Genomic DNA, 18,276 nt, shown 5'->3' with positions numbered 1-18,276 from the left:
CCTTCCACTCCCAATCTTTTGTTCGTCGTTCCTCCTCGCAAAAGGATTTCCGTTCAAGTCGGGCTGCAATATCTCACGTATCAAAATAGGACGTCATTTATTTCAAAACCGTCGCACTCATCACTCCAATCACCACATCATTACTCACGGCCGTTAATTTTATCAATTTTAATTCTTTACTCGCATCAATCGGCAAATCCAGAATTGTGGCAGAACCACCATCCACCTGACGGTCGGTAAATCCTTTAATACTCGAATATTTGCTCAAAGTTCCGCCTTTGTACAATTCTCCGGTCTTCAGTTTCACTCTGTACGGAATTTTATCATCCGGAATTTCAAATGCAAAATTATCATCAAACAAATCCTGCTCAATCGGCCACCAGTTCGTCGGATTTTTAAGTTCCAGTTCTATCGTTGAACCATCAACATATTGAACGGTTATTTTTCCATTCACAATTTGCGACTGCATCGGATTGGTAGAACCAGCCATCAGAAAATAAATTTTCTTTCCTTTCCCTGAAATTGGAATTTCTAGAGAATCAGAGTAATTATCCCACTGACTGACAAACGCGATATTTTTATCTGTTTTATCAATTAAAAAAGGAATTCCAAGGAAATCAACTTTGCCATTTTTTCTTTTGTTCATCAATCCGCTGTCATCAATTTGAGCGGTAATTAACGGGTAACACCAGTTTCCGATTCCCTGCCACGGAAGTTGTAAAGTCGGAACTTCCAGTCTCGGCGAAAGGTATTTCTGATTGAAAATTTCAGTCACTTTTTCATTGTATTTTGAGGCTAATGAAATGTTGTTGAATTGACCTTGGTTTTCTATTTCCCAGTCTGTAATTTCATTATTCTGTTTGATTCCGTTGTACTCAAGCACGATTGAATTTGTTCCTTTGCTTAAAACATTCGCAGGAATTTCAATAACTGTATTTTGATTTTTCTGAATCAAAAAAGTTTTGTTTAAACCATTAACAGTCAGTTTTCCACTAATTGGACTGGATGATTTCGACTGAATCTGCAATTTTTTATTCACCCATTCGGTCTCCAAAGGAAAACGGATGTCAACATTCACAGGTTGCCACCAGGTTGTTCCATTTTGTTCCACTTGAACGAAAAAAGTTCCTTTTCTTTCTTCTTGAATTAAGCTAAATTGATTTCCGTTTTTGGTTTTAATCAATTTCTGTGGGTCAAGAATTTCTTTTATTTTCTTTTTTGAATCAAAATTTAACTGAAGATTTTCAGAAACATAATTGACGTAATCGGTTTGCTCGTTTTTCAGTTCTTCTCCGGAATAGTTGATTTCGATTTTAAAGTCTTTTCCTTTCGGAGTTTCAAACTGAATAAATGGTTGCAGAATGGAATTCGGTTTAATCTTCCAATCCACTTTTTTACCGTTTACTTTCACCGATTTGATGTTGGAATAATTTACAGGAATCTGCATTTCCAATGCCACTGGATTCTTATATTTTGATTTAAACAAATATTCCGTCTTTTTTGAAGTTCTGGTAAATTGATAATCCCAATCCGGAAGTTTCAGCTCGGCAGAATTCCAGTCTTTCGGAAAGCCAGGTTTTATGGAGATTTTATTTTCCAATAAATTCGGATAAACTCCGAAAAGTCCTTCTGTCAATGTTCTCGAAGCAACGCCAATCGGGTCGGCAAAATCTCGGTACAATTCACCACGAAAGGCATCGTAATGAGAAAGCTGCTCAAAATTTCCCGGACTGATGCCGTAATACATCGACTCCACCAGATTTCCCTTCCAAAGTTGATATGCATCTTCTGTTCTTCCGGCTTGCCAATACGCCAAAGCGGTCTGTAAATTTTCCGCCAAAGCCACATTGTTAATCGACCAATCGTATGGTTGCCAAGTCGTAGTCGCCAAAGTAAAATAGTCTTTATTATCCGCACCTTTTACCGTAATCGGAATTTTCGGTGTGTGATGATTGATGTACTGTAAGTTTTGATAATCTTCAAATTCATTTAGAATAAACGCATCGGAAACGTGATAAATCGACCATATTCCCGGTTTGTCGTGAACGATTTGATTGCCCAAGGCATCCTTGTATTCAGCAAAATAACCTTTGTCTTTTAGCCAAAGCTGGTTTTTCATTGCCTTTAAAATCGCATCAGCTTCCTGTTCGTAAGGTTGAGGATTTTCGCCAATGATTTTCGCCAGTTTTGCCATTTCACGGTTGGCTCTGTAATTATAGGCCGAAGTGTGCGTAACCTTTCCACCCGAATATTGAAGCGCATCACTTGCCCAAATGGCAGCATACGCATCATACAAATCACCACGTTTGAAATTCCGTTTTTCCCAATCCATATGGCGAACCATTGTCGGCCACATTTTTTTCAGGAATTCTTTGTCGCCAGTGTAATTGAAGTGTGAAAACATCTGGTCGAAAAACACCAGATTCATATCGTAATGGTGAGCTTTTGTGTTGTCATTCGGATTTCTGGAAATATATCCGCTTGAAAAAACAGAAGTTCCCATTTTTTCCTCGTGTCGGGCAAGATGACGCATCGTGTCCATTTCTACGGGTGCAAATTCTGGTTTTAGAACCTGCGAATTGGCATAACTTTCAAAATGTTCTTTTGCTCTGTCGTGCCAGTTCAACGCATCGGCTGTATAAGCGCCACGCCACGCATTCAACCGCATCCTCCAGGCAACGGCTCCGTGAAGAAAGGTTGGACTTTCCCAAATTCCATCCGCTGCAACGGCTAAATTGGCTCCAAAGTTATTTAAATCCGCATCCGGAGTTTTTAGCTGAATTCTGTTAGTTAATGTTAAACGGGTTTTATCCGCTTCATTAAAGATGTTTTTCAAATCTTTATCCGAAAAAGTTTTATCCGATTTTCCTTTGGCAACCTGAATGTAAACCGGTTGTTTTTGTGAAGAATACGAAGCGTAAACTATCGGAGATTTGTCTGTTTTATTTTGAGTAAACTCAGCCAGTTTTTCCAAAGTCTCAGCATCAGTTTGCTGTAAAGAATTAACATTCGAAAAACTTCCGTAAACGGTTTGAGTTTCTTTTTTCTTATTTAAATAATTGAGTTGAAACTGATTTTTATTGAGTTGAAACTGATTGTTCAGACAATATTCAGGCAACAGATAAAATCCGGATTCGGGGTCTGCGCCGATGTCGCCGTTTCTGCTGAAAGTCGTTCCGCTCGCACCGCCGTAAACAGCATAGATTTTTGTGGAAGAATCTACATTCACAGTTTCCATTTTTAAAACCAAACCTTCTTCTTTGGCCTGTGCCAGAACGGTCAGTTTTAAAGTTCCAGTTCCGAGAATCGGGTCTTTGATTTCATATAACATCGAACCAGGTCGGTAACGTGTTTCAATTTTATCAGCCTTTATTAATTGTTTAATTGAATTTCCTTTCTGAATAACGAACTGAAGATTTCCGCCCATTCCCGGAAGATACAATGCGAATTCCGGCAAATCTCCCGCTTCAACTCTCGAAGCACGGTTATCGCCATACAAAGCACGGTTGAATCTGTATTTTCCGTTGACCAGTAAAAAATCGCCTTTGTCTTCTTTGTAATGCAGTTCACGCTCATTATTCTGCCAGTGTTTCGACTGGGAATAGGAGAGTGAGAATGCCGACAAAACCAGAAGTCCGGCGAAAATGGTTTTTCTTCGCATTTTATGGTTTTAACTCAGTTAATGGCTGTCCGTTAACGGTTACATTTTTTAAAGTCACATTTTTCAGATAATCTACTTTGTAAGGAATCTGAACGCCAACCATTTTTGCATTAATCATCGTGAAATCAGTTACTGGCGAAGATTCGTAAGCATCAGAAAATACGGCATATTTACCGCCTTTGTCAACGGTTAAATTTTCAACCCAGATATTTCTGATGGTCGGAATGTGATTTCCCGGCTTTTCATAATGCATATTGAAACGAACGGCCGCTTCTTTGTAAGCACCCACTTTTGTGTTGTAGAAAAATACATTTTCAATCGTTCCGCCACGGCTCGAGCTGGTTTTAATTCTCAATGCCCGGTCAAGATTCTTGCTGTCCATCACGTTTCCGATGGCGTAAATATTTTTAGCACCGCCTGCAATTTCACTTCCAATTACAACACCGCCGTGACCGTCTTTCATTTCGCAGTTTTCGATGATGTGATTTTCTGCAGGTCTACCGATATCTCTTCCATCTTCGTCTCTACCTGATTTGATGGCGATACAGTCGTCTCCTGTGTCGAAATAAGAATCTTTAATCCAGACATTTTTACAGGCTTCAGGGTCGAAACCGTCGTTATTCGGTCCGTGGCTGATGACTTTTACTCTTTCAATTAAAACATTTTCACACAAAACAGGATTCAGATTCCACATTGGAGAATTTTTCACCAAAACATCCGCCATATAAAAGTTTTTAGACTTGTAAGGCTGAACGAAATTCGGTCTTAAATACCATCCGTCTCCAAAAATTCTTTCTCTTGCTGGCGTTCTGTTGGCCATATATTCGTGAAGTTTAGCTCTGGCAGGGTTTTGTCTTCCCGGACGCGATGTGTTGTAGCCATATTTTGTAGCACCACACCAGAACCACCAGTTGTCTAAATCTGAATTTCCATCCAAAGTTCCTTTTCCGGTCACGGCAATGTTTTCTTCTTCGTAAGCATAAATCAAAGATGAATAATTCATACATTCCATTCCTTCCCAACGCGTGAAAACGATAGGGTAGTCGTTGCTGTCCTGACTGAACAGAATCGTTGAACCGTCCGTCAAATGAAGATTTACATTAGATTCAAGATAAATTGCACCGGTGAGGAAAACGCCGTTTGGAACCACAACTCTTCCGCCACCTTCAGAACTGCATTTTTCAATCGCTTTTTTGAAGGCTTCCGTGTTTTTTGTTTTTCCATCTCCAACTGCTCCGAAATCTGTTATCAGATAGTCTGCTTTTCTGAATTTTGGAGCTTTGATTTGTTTCTTTAAAGCTTTAATTTCTTTTAAAGGCTGCTTTGCGGAAGTCCACGGTTTGTATTGAGCGGAAAGCGGTATTGACAGTAGAAATGCGAGGAGAACTAAAGCGAGTTTTTTCATAATGACAGAATTAAATTTTCTTAAAGATGCTAAAAATCTTTAAATAGTTTCTTTATAAACGCAATCTAAAATTATTATGAGTAACGATTGTCCTGCACTGTCTGTATCCTGAATTTTTTGTATTTTAAAGTTGATGACCCGTTTAAAAATTTACTCTTTCAATCGATTGGACCTAGATCATCCATTTCAAATCAGTGATTGAACTAAAAATAATCTTTTGAAAATCTGTGACTTTAATTAATTGCAATCTTATGATCAGAACAATCTATAAAAATGCTTTTGTCCAAAAATATCTTATTGCCTAGCATTCCAGACATTCCGGAGAATTTCATCAAAGAAAATTGTGCATTCGAAAAACCTTCCACGTAAGTCAATTCTTTAACTGGAATTTTGATATGATCAAATTCGATATTCTGATCACAACTGGCGGTGTAAGTGGTCAAAACATTATTCCAACTTTTGGATTTTTCAATCTTCACTTTGGAATTTTTCAACTTTAATTTTTCCCATTCCTCTTTGTAGGTCAAAAATTCGAAGGCGCTGGTTCCAGAATCGTAGAGGAATTTTCGTTGTTCACCTTTCAAAATTCCGGGAATAATGATTTTTCTCTTTTTGAATTTGAAATCGATGAGCTTATTCCTGAAATCTGCAGGAATGCTGGATACATTTAGAACAACGAGATCTTCTCTAAAGTTGATCAGCGTTTTTCGGTCTTCCAACACATCTGCACCCAGCGTTCCAATGATTTTTATCGAATCACTTTTATCGTCTTTATTAGTTTTATATATTTTAAATTGATCTGATGAAATTTCGGTTTTTCCAACAAAGAATGAAGTTTCTGCTTGCTCATTATCAATAGAAATTTCTCTGATGTCCTCTATCGATTGGGAATAAAATACAGTGTAAGCCGAACCTGTATCAAATTGAAGATAATAAGTTTCCGAATTTCCAGAAAAATGAATGGGCAAAAGCAAAACATTTTTATCATTTCCGAGCCAGGTAATTGGGATGTTTCCACTTTCGTTTTTTACAGTCAAGTAATTTTTTTCTGGCGTGAATTTCTGATCAAAATAAATGTAACCTGCAATTGCTGTCAATATCAAAATAACTAAAAATCCGAGTGCGATCTTTTTGAATAACTTCATTGTCAAAATTTTTCTGCAAGATTCGGTTTTACAGATCAATTAACTTTAAAAAGCGATATGACAATTTAACGTCAGTTTTATGACAGAGTTTATAAGAAGTTGTTTTTCAGTTTGATACTGATGTTTTGGTTTTGGTTGAGGCTGATTCCATTTTTGATGATGATGCAGATTTTTGTAATGATAAAGGCAATCAATGGAATCAAAAATAATGGAAATTTGATTGATATTGACCTCTGAATAAACGGAGAAATAATCATCAAAACAGAGAAAACTGAAGTCAGAATGATATGAATGCTCACAATACTTTTCCCTAATTCTCTGTTGTTGGGATCTTTGGTCTTGTAGGTCAAAATCGCTGGGAAAATAATGCTGCCAAATGGAATGATCAATCCGCACAAGGCAGAAAGATTGATGAGTTTTGCTCTGTCGACTGTCGGATTTTCCTCTCCTGTAGAAAACAAATTTTCTGGTTGAATGTCCAACGCTTTTGTAATCGCTTTCAGCGTAAAACCTTTGGGTGGATTCCCAGCTTCGATTCTCTGGATGGTTCGCAAAGAAAGTCCAGACTTTTCCGCTAATTCGGTTTGGGTCAGGTTTTTTTGTTCGCGAAGGATTTTGAGGTTGGATTGCATTTGTTTTCTTTAAAATTGTGATCAAACCTTATCCAAAGCAATCCGTTTCTCCTTAGAATTCAAAAACTGGGTAGGAGAGAAGCCTGTGATCTTTTTGAACTGATTGGAAAGATGCTGCACACTTTTGTAACCCAATTTCAAAGAAATCTCTGTCAGATTGAATTCCTTATAAAGCAAAAGTTCCTTCACCTTTTCAATTTTTTGAAGGATGAAATATTGTTCAAGCGTCACATTTTCATTTTGTGAGAAAAGCTTGGAAATCGCGCTGTAATCTTTGTTGAGCACAGAACTTAGAAATTCGGTCAGAATGAATTCTTCGGTGATATCTTCTTCAGATATTTTTTGGATGATCAGATTTTTGATCTTCTCGATTTGTTTTTTGGATGAATCTTCCAGGATTTCAAAACCAGTGGACTTTAGTTTAGAATTCAGGTTTTGGAGAACTTTGTCGGAAATCTCATTCTTAGTTTCCACTTCACCAAGTTCAATGTTGGAAATCTCAATCTCAAGTTCATCAAAAATAGCCTGGACGGCGGAAATACAACGGTTGCAAACCATATTTTTGATAGAGATTTTCATAACTCAAATTTAATCAATTTATGGATATGAAAAAAGCATCACGATTTGTGATGCTTTTGTGAGATTTGATTTCAAAATCAATTATTTGATGATCAGTTTTGTGTTTGATCTTTTCCCTTCATAATGTTGGGTGATGATGTAAACGCCAGATTGCAAATTGGTGTTGATCTCGTTCTTTCCCTTGTTCACGATTGCAGAATGAACGACTTTACCACTTAGGTCCTGGATCACGATATTTCCGGCATTTTCTGTATCAAGGAAAAAACGATTTTTGCTCGGGTTTGGATAGATCTTCATTGCTGATTTTGAGACATCAGATACAGACAATGGTAATGCACAGTTATAAGGTTTGTAATTTATGGTGTTGGAAGTCTGACTTCCTATAACTTCTTCTACCATTGCGTCTGTCGAAAGTTCGTCTTCTCTCCAACAGTTTCCAACAGCATTGATTGGATTGGTCGTATTGTTAAATAAAGCAACAGTTTCTCCGCCGTTAACATTGTTTTTGAAAATGTTATTTCCAGGATTTTCAATGGTTCCCACATTGGCTGTTCCATTACTTAAGATTGTAATTCCCCAAAGATTACCTCTGATCTGGTTTTCTGTAATGACAACATCTTTCGCGCCATAGATTGAGATTCCGCTACCGCCCAAGTTTGCATCGTTTTGGGTGTTGTTGTTTTCTATAATATTATTTTTGATAGTACCTGTAGAAGTAGAAGCGTAGGATGTAATTCCGTAACGGTTATCTCTGATGGTGTTTCCTTCGATTCGGAATCTGTTTGTTCCGCCAGCCAACGCCGATGCTGAAATCCCACCAACCATTATTTTTGTACGATCTCCGATGATCGTATTATTAATGATCTTCAAAGAATCTGTTCCGCCAGGTCCCATATTGATCTGTGGTGTATTGATATTTTCTGTCACATTGCCAAAAAAATAATTATTGCTGAATGTCCCCGAAACTGTTGCGTTCGCAGCTGATCCGATTGCCGCTTTTGAGTTTTCTAAGAATTGAGAGTTGCTCACAATTGGACTACCTTTAGAAAAACTTAGTGCACCACTCGTAGAAACACCACCATTATTTTTGTAAAGGATACAATTGTCCATTAAGAAATTCGCGGATAAAACCCTTACGCCACCGCCATATTCTACTCTTGTATTTCTTATTTCTGCAACCGATCCATCCTCAAAACGAATCCCTTTGAATGGTGAAGCAATATCTGTCGCTGTAATTGTGAAATTACCCGCTGTAGTTTTGTATTCGCCATAAATAAAAATGGTGATGCCAGAATTGACTTTCAAGGTTGTGTTTTCGTCGATCAAAAGTTTGTCTGTGGCAGAAAGTGTAAGGTCGGCCGTCAAAGTGTAATCTGTACCGCTTTTCACCAAAACGGTCGGTGCAGCAGCAGATAAGCTGGTCAGCGTGTAACTGGTTCCGTTATTCGGACTGGTGAATTGAGCCTTGGCAAAAGCACAACCCAACATCAGTAAAAGAGTAAATTTCTTCATAAACTTAAATTTTTTGAATATCAAATTTATCAATGTATTTTGTGTTTAACATAATATATTTGTAAAAATTTATTAATATGTATTCAGAATTAATAGCTGGAACAATGCGTTGGGGCGTTTGGGGCGCAGATCATCCCGAGAGAAAAGTACAGGAACTGATAGAAGTTTGCCTGGAGGAAGATATCACTACCTTCGATCACGCCGATATTTACGGAGGTCACACTACGGAAGAACTTTTTGGTAACGCTTGGAAAGGAATGAATATCGAAAGAGATAAAATTCAACTGATCTCCAAATGTGGAATCGTGATGGATTCTGAGAAAAAGCCATCGCAACTCAAATATTACAACTATGATTCTGATTATATTTTAAATTGTGTTGATGAAAGTCTCAGCAATTTGAAAACAGATTATCTAGACCTTCTTCTATTGCATCGCCCGTCGCCTTTGTTGGATCCAGAAAAGGTTGCCAAGGTCTTTGAAACTTTGAAGTCCCAAGGCAAAGTGAAGGAATTTGGCGTGAGCAACTTTTCTGCTTCCCAATTCGACCTGTTGAATCAATATTTTCCTTTAGTAACAAATCAAATCGAAGTCTCAGTCAATCATTTGAACGCTTTCTATGATGGTACTTTGGAGCAATTGATGCGCAAAGGTCTGAGACCGATGGCCTGGTCTGTGATGGGAAATTATTTCTCGGAAAAGACAGACCAGAATATGATTATTAGCAATGTTCTGAAAGAGCTAGCTGATAAATATGATGTTGAGGAAAACCAGCTGTTGTTAGCATTTATTTTGAAGCATCCAGCGAAGATCATTCCTGTGATCGGAACCTCTAAAGTGGAAACCGTCCGGCACTTGAAAAAATCATTATTGATTGATTTGGAAGCAATAGATTGGTTCCGCATATTGGAAGCAAGCCGAGGAAAACAGGTGGATTGACAGATTTTCAATTCACTTTAAATTAATTTTCAAAATATATAATTATTCAAAAATAATTGTATCTTGCACTCAATTATATTTGAAATCAATAATCTTCTTTTGTTGTTTTTCCTGATATAATATTAAAACAACAGTTAACTTAATTTTTTTTTAAAATGAACATTTTTGTTTCAAACATCAATTACGCAACTAAAGATTATCAGTTGCAAGAATTATTCGAAGAATTTGGAGAAGTAACTTCTGCAAAGATCATTACTGACCGTGACACTGGGAGATCAAAAGGATTTGGTTTCGTAGAAATGGGAGACGAAGAAGGAAAACAAGCATTAGATGCTTTAAATCAGAAAGAATTTAACGGTAAAATACTAAATGTTACCGAGGCTAGACCAAGAGAAGAGAAACCAAGAAGATCTTTCGATAACAACCGTGGTGGTGGTTACGGAGGTGGTAACAACCGTGGAGGTGGTTACGGTGGTGGAGAAAACCGTGGAGGCGGTGGAGGCGGCCGTTGGTAATATTCCTTAACAAAACAAGAAAGCGATCTATTTTTAGATCGCTTTTTTTGTGCTTGTAATTTATCAAATTGACCTCAGAAAAATGATTTTAAAATCTTACTTTTTCTTGATCAACAAATAGGCGTTTTCAAAATCTATGGTTGGCAAAGGATTTTTTTTGTGCTTTTCAATGATCAGATTTCCCAGTGATATTTTGAGATGGTACTTTTCCAGATGACCTTCCATCGCCATTTCGGGTAAATTTATTTTTCCGATTTTTCCTTTGTATTTTGTTTTTAGATCTATGATTAATGAAGAAAAATCAGCTTCTTCTTTAGAATTTAAAATAACTTTGAACTGCGGTTCCTCATCCGTTATTCTGTCGAAGATCTCAAACGTGTCATTGCCAATAGTTTTGGCGCTGTGGTTATATCTGTTGAAGTAAAAAACATAATTGTAACCGCTAACATCTACAATTTGTTGATTTGAAATTAATTCTAATCTTTGATAATCCGAAGTCGATTTATCTGTCTTTTTAAGATTAGAAAATTGGTCTTTTACAATGTAGTAAAGCGAATATGAATTTGTAGATTGATTGATTTCTTTGGCTAAATCTTCCTGTTTTTTAATATCTATTAATTTTAACAAGGATTCGTTTTCATTTCGTTTGCCCAAAAATTCAAACTTGTTCGCAATTTCCGTCGCTGTGCTATCAACAATTCGTCTTGTAAAATCGATTTTCTGGTTGTTGTCAAGCAATTTATTTTCATTGAGGATTTGAAGCAGTTGATTTTTCTGACTTCGTTTCGCCACAGAAAATGTATTGAGAAATGGGAAAATCAACGCAAACAATCCAAAGGCAAAAAGACTTGTTGGAATGAATTTGATGTTCGCATTTTTATTAATGATAAAATAGAAAACGACAGTAGCCAACCAAATTGAAAGAAGCACGACAAAGTATCTCGGTTCCGTGTATCCATATTCCAGGATCCTTGTAAAAATAGCGGTGAAAAGTAAGATCAATAATGGAATTAAGGTAAAGTAAAAGATTTTCGAAAACATCTTGACCCAAGACTTCGCCGAATTTTCTTTTAAAGGATGAACCAGCAATATCGCCAAAATCCCAACGATCGAATAGGCGAGGACGAGATATGAAACCCAACCTCGCGGCAATTCCCAATTGATGAGGATTTTCGCCGAATAGAAATACAAGATGACAACATATATAATAAGGAGTGGAATTAGAATATATTGTGTGAAGAATTTTAGAACGACTGGATATTTGCCTTCTTTTTCCAAATCCTCCAGACCTTTTTCGTTGAATAAAAGAAAGATAAAACTACTTCCGAATATGGCTAATAAATAAAAAACGCGCAGATATATTTTATCATTAAAATTAAAATCAAAAAGCTTGTCCACCGCGACAATCGCCAATTCTACACCGCCGGTCAAAACGCCAGTGAAGATAACGGTGAGGAAAATATTAATGAAGAGATTCTTGTTGTATTGCCAAAAATGCATCTCGGTTTTCTGCCCGAAAAATGAAGCAAACGAAACGAAAAGATGCGACAAAATAAAAGTCGGAATCAGTAGAAACGCATACACTTCGGTGAAATCTTTTTGCAATTTTGGCAACAGAAAATAGAAGCCGATCAAGAATAAAATTCCGCCAAGTTCGAGCAATATCTGTTTTCCGATTCGCTGCGAAAGGATTTTCAAACCAAACATCAACGAAATTCCCAAACACGAAACCAAAGTCAGTTTGGTCAACGTGAAAACTTTCTCGCTGGTGCGGAAATTTTCCTCAGCGATGAACATCAAACAAATCGACGCCGACAAAGCCATCAATAAAACCAAAGGGAATTGCCGAATGGCAAAACTCGCTTTCCCGAATATTTCGTTTATTTTTTGATTCATGATGTTTGTCTTTTTTTAGTTAGAATTAAAATTACTTATTCTTCTTTTTACCTTTTTTCTTATCCTTTTTTTCTTTCTTCTTAGACTTTTTCTCACCAGTGATCTCTTTGATGAAATCCTGGATGTGATTGTCTTCCTCTGTGTTCTCTCTTATTGAGGCCTTCGTCTTTTTCCCATCCACGAATGGCTCCAGATCTTTAGCTACAACAAATTTTTCGTCAACCAAAACCTGCAGCAATGCGCTTCCGGAATTGTCAAAGTAATTTTCGAGAAAGCGACTCAATACAAATTTTTTGTAATCATCAAAACCGATTGTTGGTGTGTAGAGGTAAATTCTTCCTTGTTTCTCGGTTGAAAGATAATCTTTGTCTACCAGGATTTTCAAGAATGTCGAAACCGTGTTTTGGTGAGGTTTTGGTTCTGGATAAATGTCCATCAATTCTCGGAAGTAGATTTGACCTTTGTTCCAGATCAGTTGCATTATTTCTTCCTCAGAAGGTGTTAAAGATTGTAACATCATAAAAATGAATATTTTAAAAGATAATGGCGTTCACCATTACAAGATAGATTAAAGATACAAAAATAGCGATCGCGCCACCGGACAAAACTTCTTTTGGTGTGTGTCTTTTGAGGATCACTCTGGTAATTCCAATGACGATTGAAAGTAGAAACCAAAAAATGCCGATCACTGGTTCTATGGTGAAGAACAAAGCCGCAACATAAATATTGAGACTCGTGTGCATTGAACTTTTGATGAAGAAATTACTGACCTGCATCAAAATTAATAAAATACAAAGCATAAAAATTGCCCAATCCATTTCCTTGTGAAGGTAAAAATCCACGGCTAAGAAGATGACCGTTGCAATAATAATGAAGATATAAAGCGAATGCCGTTGCTTGCGATTCGAAACATCCATATTAGTGTAATTCCCATTCTTCACATTTCTGTAGATCCAAAGCGCAACTGGAATGATCAACAAGAGTAGGATTGGTAAAAACTTTGCAGAAGCCTGCTCCCAAGTGTAATTCTTGTAACTGTAATAGAAAAAGTAAATGACGAGAGAAACCAACGGGTTGAAGAAATTCGAGATCACTTTCGAAAGCGTAATAATAATTGGGTTTTTGATTTCCATTCAGCAAAATTTCGACCTCAATATACAACATTTATCATTTTCTCCAAACTTCTCCTTTTGAATTAAGTTCATTAATAATGCAATCGATTGCGCAATTTTTTATATTAAATTGACCTAATGAATTTAATCTGTGGAAAAATATGATAATATGCATACAATAAAGAAATATTTTTTTCTTATTTTTGCTACATATTTCGAAATTACAATGAAAGAATTTTCAAAAGAAGTCTACCTTAAATGGTATGAAGAAATGACGATGTGGAGAAGGTTTGAAGACAAATGCCGTTCTCTTTATCTTAAACAGAAAATCAGAGGTTTCTTACACCTTTATAACGGTCAGGAAGCCATTCCAGCAGGTTTTACCCACGCAATGGACCTTTCCAAAGACAGTATGATCACAGCATACAGATGTCACATCCATCCAATGGCGATGGGCGTTGACCCAAAAAGAATCATGGCAGAACTTTGTGGAAAAGCTACAGGAACATCTCAGGGAATGGGAGGTTCTATGCACATTTTCAGCAAAGAGCATCGTTTCTATGGTGGTCATGGTATCGTTGGCGGTCAGATCCCTTTGGGAGCAGGTATTGCATTCGGTGACAAGTATTTTGACAGAAAAGCTGTCAATATCTGTTTTATGGGTGATGGTGCTGTACGTCAAGGTGCGCTTCACGAGACTTTCAATATGGCAATGAACTGGAAACTTCCTGTAGTATTCGTTTGTGAGAACAACGGCTACGCAATGGGAACTTCTGTGAAAAGAACTGCCAACCACGAAGATATTTATAAATTAGGATTAGGATATGAGATGCCTTGTCTTCCTGTAGATGCGATGGATCCGGAGAAAGTAGCAGAAGCTGCTTACGAAGCGATCGAAAGAGCAAGAAGAGGAGACGGGCCAACTTTCATCGAGGCTAGAACGTACCGTTACAGAGGTCACTCTATGTCGGATGCGGAACCTTACAGATCAAAAGACGAAGTGGCGCAATACAAATTGGAAGATCCGATCGAGATTGTGAAACAAAGAATCTTTGATAACAATTGGGCGACCCAAGAAGAATTGGACGCTTTGGAAGAAAAATCAAGAGAGTTTGTAGAAGAATGTGTAGAGTTTATGGAGAATTCTCCGTATCCAGATGCAAATCTTCTTTATGACTATGTATATTCCACTCCGGATTATCCATTCATCAACAAATTAGAAAATAATTAATTTTATAAAAAAAATTATGGCAGAAGTAATTACGATGCCCCGCTTGTCGGATACGATGACGGAAGGCAAAGTTTCAAAATGGCACAAAAAAGTTGGTGACACTGTAAAAGAAGGTGATATTCTTGCAGAGATCGAAACAGATAAAGCAGTTCAGGATTTTGAATCCGAGATCAACGGAACTTTATTATTCGTTGGCGTAGAGGAAGGTTCTGCTGCACCAGTAGATTCTATTTTGGCAATCATCGGTAAAGAAGGAGAAGATATTTCTTCACTAACGAACGGCGGAGGTGCAAAACCAGAAGCTGCTGCTGAAAGCAAGTCCGAAGAAGAATCAAAAACCCAAGGCGAATCTACAGATGTAGAAACTGAAAGCACCGACTCAACGAGCGGAGCCGAAGTGCCTGAAGGTGTAGAGGTGATCACAATGCCTCGTCTTTCTGATACAATGACCGAAGGTAAAGTTGCCAAATGGCAAAAGAACGTAGGTGACACTGTAAAAGAAGGTGACATCCTTGCTGAGATCGAAACTGACAAAGCTGTTCAGGATTTCGAATCTGAAGTGAACGGAACTTTATTATACCAAGGTGTTGCTGAAGGTGACGCTGCGGAAGTAGATAAGATCTTAGCGATCATCGGTCCTGCAGGAACGGACGTTTCCGGTGTGGTTTCCGGTGGCGGTAAAAAAGCAGCTGCTCCAAAAGCAGAAGCAAAAACCGAAACTAAATCTGAAGATAAAAAAGAAGAGGCTCCAGTAGCTGCATCTTCTACAGGCGAAAGAATCGCAATCTCTCCTTTGGCCAAGAAAATCGCACAAGATAAAGGTGTAGATTTCTCAGCTATCAAAGGTTCTGGTGAGAACGGAAGAATCGTGAAAAAGGATGTTGAAAACTATCAGCCGTCTGCTCAGCCAGCAGCTGCAGCTTCAGCGCCGAAAGCGGTTTCTGCTCAGCCAAGCGTAGCATTCACGCCAGGAGAAGATTCTGAAACTGTGAATTCTCAAATGAGAAACATCATCGCGAAGAGATTGGGTGAAAGTAAATTCACTGCGCCACATTATTATCTGACGGTTGAGATCAACATGGATAAGGCGATCGAAGCGAGAAAAGAAATGAACGCTGTGCCAGACACCAAAGTATCGTTCAACGATATGGTGATCAAAGCGGTTGCAGTGGCATTGAGAAAACATCCACAAGTGAATTCTTCTTGGGCAGGTGACAAGATCATCCACCACGGGAATATCAACGTTGGGGTAGCAGTAGCTGTTCCAGACGGATTGGTAGTTCCAGTATTGAAGAATACAGACTTTATGTCTTACAACGACATCTCCGCATCTGTAAAAGATATGGCTGGAAGAGCGAAAACAAAAGCGCTTAAAGCTAACGAAATGGAAGGTTCTACTTTCTCCGTTTCAAATCTTGGAATGTTTGGGATTGAGACGTTTACATCGATTATCAATCAACCGAATTCTGCGATCCTATCTGTAGGAGCCATCGTTGAGAAACCAATCGTTAAGAACGGACAAATTGTTGTTGGAAACACCATGAAATTGTCATTGGCTTGTGACCACAGAGTAATTGATGGAGCAACAGGTGCTCAGTTCTTGCAAACGCTTAGAACTTATCTGGAAAGTCCATTGACGCTTTTATTAGGATAAAAACTTGTTCGAAATATTTTATAAAACCTTTCAATTCTGTTGAAAGGTTTTTTTTGTTTCTGAATTTAAATTTTTAAGAATTGGTATTAGGCTGTAATTTTGTTTAATGATTTGAATTATATTAAAAACAGATTGTTTATAGAAAACCACAACTTGTATTTAGTTTAAACAGGTTGTTTGGAGAAAACCACAACTTGTATTTAGTTTAAACAAGTTGTTTAGAGAGAAACACAACTTATTTTTTGTTTAAACAAGATGTTTAGAGAAAAACACAACTTGTATTTAGATTAAACAGGTTGTTTGAAGAAAACTACAACTTGTATTTAGTTTAAACAAGTTGTTTGGAGAAAAACACAACTTGTATTTAGTTTAAACAGATTGCGTAGAGAAAACCACAACTTGTATTTTGTTTAAACAAGTTGTTTGGAATGGATTACACTTAAATATAAGTTTAGAATAAATTTTAATTGATGGACTCACGTCGTGCTGATAACCCAAGCTGCGTAAGGGATGGAAGCGGTTATCCTTTTTGTCTTTGGATTAATATCAATTTGGATGGGAAACGTTCTAGACAAAAAGATAATAGTGGACAGCCCGACCCGCTTGTTTTTTGCTAAACTGAGAGCTTTCTATCAAAATGGAGAAACGTCTTGGCAAAAACAAAGGGTTACGCCCAAATAATTAGCATTTCAATTTGGGATTTGATTATATTTGTGCCGTGAAAAAGCTTAGTTTTTTATTTCTTTTCGTAGGAAGTTTGGTGTTTGGACAAGATCATTTGTCGGGGTTCAATATGATGTCTTTTACGTACAAAGCGAGTCCGAAATGGATGGCTTATGTAGAGCTTCAAACGAGAGCCAGACGGGATTACACCGTGATCGACTATTATGAGACAAAAGGTGGAATTGGCTACAACATCACGAAAAACAATCAGGTTTTTGTAGGCGCCGGGCGTTACGGAACTTATGAGAAGATGAAGATATCTCAGGAGGAATTCCGGATGTGGTTGCAATATACTTTTACGCAGAGGCTTGGAAAGTTGAAGCTGGATCACAGGGGTAGGGCAGAGCAGCGCTATTTCTACGCCAGCCAAACGGGTGAACATACCAAGGCGAACCGTTTCCGCTACCGACTGAGCGCAACTTTGCCGATCAATAAAGATAAGGTGCAGGAAGAAACTTTTTTTGTGAATGCTTTTGAGGAGATCTTCCTTGGACCTGTGGACCCAAACTTCAAGCGTAACCGGACCTTTGCAGGTTTTGGTTACCAGTTCAACCACAGTTTGTCTGTGACTTCAGGTTATATGTTCCAGCGGGAATTTGCGGCGAAAGGGAATGATAATTTTCACTTCCTCTATTTCGCGCTCAACTTTACGATTGATGGGACGGATGACGAGAAGGATATTGTGATCCCGATGGTGGATTAAAAATTGTTTCCCCAACCCTAAAGGGTGCAATTTTTCTGAAATTTTCCTCCCTTTAGGATTGGGGAAAGAAAATTTCAGAATTAGTATTTCTAATATTTTTCAATCAGATAAAGATAGGCTTTCAGATATTTGTTGAAGCGCTTCAAATCTTTTTCTTCGAGCAATGTTGTGCATCTGGTGAGGTCCATATTGTCGCGCAGATCATTCAGTTTTACAGCAATCGCCAACGGACTTTTCTCTATCCTTGCCACGAATGCGTCATAATCCAAATGTTCCTCTTCCCGTTTCGTCAGACATTCCACAGCTTCTAGAATGTGCTCTGGAAAACCTTTTTCTCGGAGAAATTCTAATGGGAATTCCGGGTTGTCTTCCACAACATCGTGCAGTACGCCAACGATCTTTTCGTCGATGGTCTTTCCCGCATTCATCACGCGGAAAACGTGACCTAAGTAAGGCGCATCGTATTTGTCGGTTTGTTTTTTATGTGCTTTGGTAGCGATTTTTATGGCTTTGTAGAGAAGTTCGTGTGTGGACATTTAGTTAGTTTAATATAATATTTTCCTGATGTAT

General features: G+C 37.8%; 15 protein-coding genes. 5 read left to right on the top strand and 10 right to left on the bottom strand.

What is annotated here, in order from left to right:
• Positions 1 to 97: 97 nt before the first annotated feature.
• From BMW39_RS17705 to BMW39_RS17680, 6 genes are all read right to left on the bottom strand, one after another.
• Positions 98 to 3,661 (bottom strand): DUF4450 domain-containing protein, encoded by a 3,564-nt coding sequence (locus BMW39_RS17705; RefSeq protein WP_034978825.1) that lies wholly within the window; start codon positions 3,659 to 3,661, stop codon positions 98 to 100.
• A 1-nt stretch (position 3,662) separates the two neighbouring features.
• Positions 3,663 to 5,066, bottom strand: coding sequence for a glycoside hydrolase family 28 protein (locus BMW39_RS17700; protein ID WP_034978827.1), 1,404 nt, complete (start codon positions 5,064 to 5,066; stop codon positions 3,663 to 3,665).
• A 233-nt stretch (positions 5,067 to 5,299) separates the two neighbouring features.
• Positions 5,300 to 6,211, bottom strand: a complete 912-nt coding sequence (locus BMW39_RS17695) for a hypothetical protein (protein ID WP_034978829.1) — start codon at positions 6,209 to 6,211, stop codon at positions 5,300 to 5,302.
• Positions 6,212 to 6,300: 89 nt separating this feature from the next.
• Complete coding sequence (locus BMW39_RS17690) at positions 6,301 to 6,843, bottom strand: helix-turn-helix domain-containing protein (RefSeq protein ID WP_034978831.1); 543 nt, start codon at positions 6,841 to 6,843, stop codon at positions 6,301 to 6,303.
• 21 nt (positions 6,844 to 6,864) lie between these two features.
• Entirely contained in the window at positions 6,865 to 7,422 is a 558-nt protein-coding gene (locus tag BMW39_RS17685) for a helix-turn-helix domain-containing protein (RefSeq protein ID WP_034978834.1), read from the bottom strand.
• Between the two features lie 81 nt (positions 7,423 to 7,503).
• Positions 7,504 to 8,934: a right-handed parallel beta-helix repeat-containing protein gene (locus BMW39_RS17680; protein WP_034978836.1), complete on the bottom strand. Its 1,431-nt coding sequence runs from the start codon at positions 8,932 to 8,934 to the stop codon at positions 7,504 to 7,506.
• 77 nt (positions 8,935 to 9,011) lie between these two features.
• Here BMW39_RS17680 and BMW39_RS17675 point away from each other — a divergent pair, with 77 nt between their 5' ends.
• Both BMW39_RS17675 and BMW39_RS17670 read left to right on the top strand, forming a co-directional pair.
• A complete protein-coding gene (locus BMW39_RS17675) occupies positions 9,012 to 9,872 on the top strand; it encodes an aldo/keto reductase (RefSeq protein ID WP_034978839.1) in 861 nt (286 codons plus the stop codon).
• Between the two features lie 155 nt (positions 9,873 to 10,027).
• The gene (locus BMW39_RS17670; protein ID WP_034964648.1) at positions 10,028 to 10,387 is read left to right on the top strand and encodes an RNA recognition motif domain-containing protein; all 360 of its coding nucleotides are present in this window, start codon (positions 10,028 to 10,030) and stop codon (positions 10,385 to 10,387) included.
• Positions 10,388 to 10,483: 96 nt separating this feature from the next.
• Here the strand turns inward: BMW39_RS17670 and BMW39_RS17665 are convergent, their stop codons facing one another.
• From BMW39_RS17665 to BMW39_RS17655, 3 genes are read right to left on the bottom strand one after another with little or no spacing between them, the layout of a single operon-like run.
• Positions 10,484 to 12,283, bottom strand: a complete 1,800-nt coding sequence (locus BMW39_RS17665; protein ID WP_051880066.1) for a DUF4153 domain-containing protein — start codon at positions 12,281 to 12,283, stop codon at positions 10,484 to 10,486.
• Between the two features lie 31 nt (positions 12,284 to 12,314).
• Positions 12,315 to 12,803, bottom strand: a complete 489-nt coding sequence (locus BMW39_RS17660; RefSeq protein WP_074719381.1) for a BlaI/MecI/CopY family transcriptional regulator — start codon at positions 12,801 to 12,803, stop codon at positions 12,315 to 12,317.
• Between the two features lie 13 nt (positions 12,804 to 12,816).
• A complete protein-coding gene (locus BMW39_RS17655) occupies positions 12,817 to 13,416 on the bottom strand; it encodes a phosphatase PAP2 family protein (protein WP_051880068.1) in 600 nt (199 codons plus the stop codon).
• A 205-nt stretch (positions 13,417 to 13,621) separates the two neighbouring features.
• On the opposite strand from BMW39_RS17655, the gene pdhA reads away from it, so the two are divergent.
• From pdhA to BMW39_RS17640, 3 genes are all read left to right on the top strand, one after another.
• Complete coding sequence (pdhA, locus tag BMW39_RS17650) at positions 13,622 to 14,626, top strand: pyruvate dehydrogenase (acetyl-transferring) E1 component subunit alpha (protein ID WP_034978841.1); 1,005 nt, start codon at positions 13,622 to 13,624, stop codon at positions 14,624 to 14,626.
• Positions 14,627 to 14,642: 16 nt separating this feature from the next.
• Complete coding sequence (locus BMW39_RS17645) at positions 14,643 to 16,280, top strand: pyruvate dehydrogenase complex dihydrolipoamide acetyltransferase (RefSeq protein ID WP_034978843.1); 1,638 nt, start codon at positions 14,643 to 14,645, stop codon at positions 16,278 to 16,280.
• 793 nt (positions 16,281 to 17,073) lie between these two features.
• Positions 17,074 to 17,706: a DUF2490 domain-containing protein gene (locus BMW39_RS17640; RefSeq protein WP_083391961.1), complete on the top strand. Its 633-nt coding sequence runs from the start codon at positions 17,074 to 17,076 to the stop codon at positions 17,704 to 17,706.
• Between the two features lie 89 nt (positions 17,707 to 17,795).
• Here the strand turns inward: BMW39_RS17640 and BMW39_RS17635 are convergent, their stop codons facing one another.
• Positions 17,796 to 18,242: a phosphohydrolase gene (locus tag BMW39_RS17635; RefSeq protein ID WP_034978845.1), complete on the bottom strand. Its 447-nt coding sequence runs from the start codon at positions 18,240 to 18,242 to the stop codon at positions 17,796 to 17,798.
• Positions 18,243 to 18,276 lie beyond the last annotated feature (34 nt).

It is taken from the genome of Epilithonimonas lactis (genome assembly GCF_900110605.1).
In the GTDB taxonomy this organism is placed as follows: Bacteria; Bacteroidota; Bacteroidia; order Flavobacteriales; family Weeksellaceae; genus Epilithonimonas; species Epilithonimonas lactis.
Note: the sequence above shows the minus strand (reverse complement) of the source record. Positions and strands in the feature narration are given on the sequence as shown.

Bases quoted from the DNA above. Each gene is read 5' to 3' on its own strand.
- BMW39_RS17705 (WP_034978825.1), bottom strand. From the start codon at position 3,661: ATGCGAAGAAAAACCATTTTCGCCGGACTTCTGGTTTTGTCGGCATTC.
- BMW39_RS17700 (WP_034978827.1), bottom strand. From the start codon at position 5,066: ATGAAAAAACTCGCTTTAGTTCTCCTCGCATTTCTACTGTCAATACCG.
- BMW39_RS17695 (WP_034978829.1), bottom strand. From the start codon at position 6,211: ATGAAGTTATTCAAAAAGATCGCACTCGGATTTTTAGTTATTTTGATA.
- BMW39_RS17690 (WP_034978831.1), bottom strand. From the start codon at position 6,843: ATGCAATCCAACCTCAAAATCCTTCGCGAACAAAAAAACCTGACCCAA.
- BMW39_RS17685 (WP_034978834.1), bottom strand. From the start codon at position 7,422: ATGAAAATCTCTATCAAAAATATGGTTTGCAACCGTTGTATTTCCGCC.
- BMW39_RS17680 (WP_034978836.1), bottom strand. From the start codon at position 8,934: ATGAAGAAATTTACTCTTTTACTGATGTTGGGTTGTGCTTTTGCCAAG.
- BMW39_RS17675 (WP_034978839.1), top strand. From the start codon at position 9,012: ATGTATTCAGAATTAATAGCTGGAACAATGCGTTGGGGCGTTTGGGGC.
- BMW39_RS17670 (WP_034964648.1), top strand. From the start codon at position 10,028: ATGAACATTTTTGTTTCAAACATCAATTACGCAACTAAAGATTATCAG.
- BMW39_RS17665 (WP_051880066.1), bottom strand. From the start codon at position 12,283: ATGAATCAAAAAATAAACGAAATATTCGGGAAAGCGAGTTTTGCCATT.
- BMW39_RS17660 (WP_074719381.1), bottom strand. From the start codon at position 12,803: ATGATGTTACAATCTTTAACACCTTCTGAGGAAGAAATAATGCAACTG.
- BMW39_RS17655 (WP_051880068.1), bottom strand. From the start codon at position 13,416: ATGGAAATCAAAAACCCAATTATTATTACGCTTTCGAAAGTGATCTCG.
- pdhA (WP_034978841.1), top strand. From the start codon at position 13,622: ATGAAAGAATTTTCAAAAGAAGTCTACCTTAAATGGTATGAAGAAATG.
- BMW39_RS17645 (WP_034978843.1), top strand. From the start codon at position 14,643: ATGGCAGAAGTAATTACGATGCCCCGCTTGTCGGATACGATGACGGAA.
- BMW39_RS17640 (WP_083391961.1), top strand. From the start codon at position 17,074: ATGATGTCTTTTACGTACAAAGCGAGTCCGAAATGGATGGCTTATGTA.
- BMW39_RS17635 (WP_034978845.1), bottom strand. From the start codon at position 18,242: ATGTCCACACACGAACTTCTCTACAAAGCCATAAAAATCGCTACCAAA.